Origin of the sequence: Streptomyces sp. NRRL S-31, from assembly GCF_000718775.1 — a bacterium.
GTDB lineage: Bacteria > Actinomycetota > Actinomycetes > Streptomycetales > Streptomycetaceae > Streptomyces.
The window spans coordinates 1-1,592 of sequence record NZ_JOCB01000214.1; the positions used below are offsets into that span (position 1 = coordinate 1).

Annotated in this window: 1 protein-coding gene; it reads right to left on the reverse strand. The window is 69.0% G+C overall.

Annotation, left to right across the window (positions count from 1 at the left end):
• A partial coding sequence (locus IF37_RS0138235) for a CTP synthase (protein WP_030754297.1) occupies positions 1–1,592 on the reverse strand: 1,592 nt, incomplete at both ends.

Consider the following 1,592-nt stretch of genomic DNA (forward strand, 5'->3'; position numbering starts at 1 on the left):
ACCGCGGCCTTCACCAGTCCGGCGAAGAGGGGGTTGGCGCGGGTCGGCCGCGAGCGCAGCTCGGGGTGGGCCTGGGTGGCGACGAGGTAGGGGTGGACGTCGCGGGGGTATTCGACGTACTCCACGAGCTTGCCGTCCGGGGAGGTGCCGGAGAAGACGATCCCGGCCTTCTTCTCCAGCTCGGCGCGGTAGGCGTTGTTGACCTCGTAGCGGTGGCGGTGGCGTTCCTCGACGTACTCCTTGCCGTCGTAGACCTCGCGCACGATGGAGCCCTCGGCGAGCTTGGCCGGGTACATGCCCAGCCGCATGGTGCCGCCCATGTCGCCCTCGCCGGCGACGATGTCGAGCTGCTCGGCCATCGTGGAGATGACCGGGTGGGCGGTGGCCGGGTCGAACTCGGTGGAGTTGGCGTCCGGGATGCCGGCCAGGTTGCGGGCGGCCTCGATCACGATGCACTGCAGACCCAGGCAGAGCCCGAGCAGCGGGATTCTGTTCTCGCGGGCGTAGCGGATCGCGCCGACCTTGCCGAGCACGCCGCGGTCGCCGAAGCCGCCGGGGATGCAGACGCCGTCGACACCTTCGAGCTGGGCCTTGGCGCCGGCCGGGGTCTTGCAGTCGTCGGAGGTGACCCACTTGATCTTCACCCGGGCCTTGTTGGCGAAGCCGCCGGCGCGCAGCGCCTCGGTCACCGACAGATAGGCGTCGGGCAGGTCGATGTACTTGCCGACCAGGGCCAGGGTGACCTCGTGGTCGGGGTTGTGGACGCGGTCGAGCAGGTCGTCCCAGGTCGTCCAGTCCACGTCCCGGAAGGGCAGGTCGAGCTTGCGGACCACGTAGGCGTCCAGGCCCTCGGTGTGCACGACCTTGGGGATGTCGTAGATCGAGCGGGCGTCGGGGCAGGCCACGACGGCGGCCTCGTCCACGTCGCACATCAGCGAGATCTTCCGCTTGATCGCGGTGGGGACCTCGCGGTCGCAGCGCAGCACGATCGCGTCGGGCTGGATGCCGATGTTGCGCAGCGCGGCCACCGAGTGCTGGGTGGGCTTGGTCTTCAGCTCGCCGGAGGGGCCGATGTAGGGCAGCAGCGAGATGTGCACGACGAAGACGTTGTCCCGGCCGACCTCGTGGCGGACCTGGCGCACGGTCTCCAGGAACGGCAGCGACTCGATGTCGCCGACCGTGCCGCCGACCTCGGTGATGACGACGTCGACCTCGTCGGTCGCCATCCGCCGGATGCGGTGCTTGATCTCGTTGGTGATGTGCGGGATGACCTGCACCGTGTCGCCCAGGTACTCGCCCCGGCGCTCCTTGGCGATCACGGTGGAGTAGACCTGGCCGGTGGTGACGTTGGCGGAACCGTCCAGGTCCCGGTCGAGGAACCGCTCGTAGTGGCCGATGTCCAGGTCGGTCTCGGCACCGTCGTTGGTGACGAACACCTCACCGTGCTGGAAGGGGTTCATCGTGCCCGGGTCGACGTTCAGGTACGGGTCGAGCTTCTGCATCACGACACGCAGTCCGCGGGCCTTGAGCAGCATGCCCAGGCTGGAGGCGGTCAGACCCTTGCCGAGCGAGGAGGCGACACCCCCGGTGAC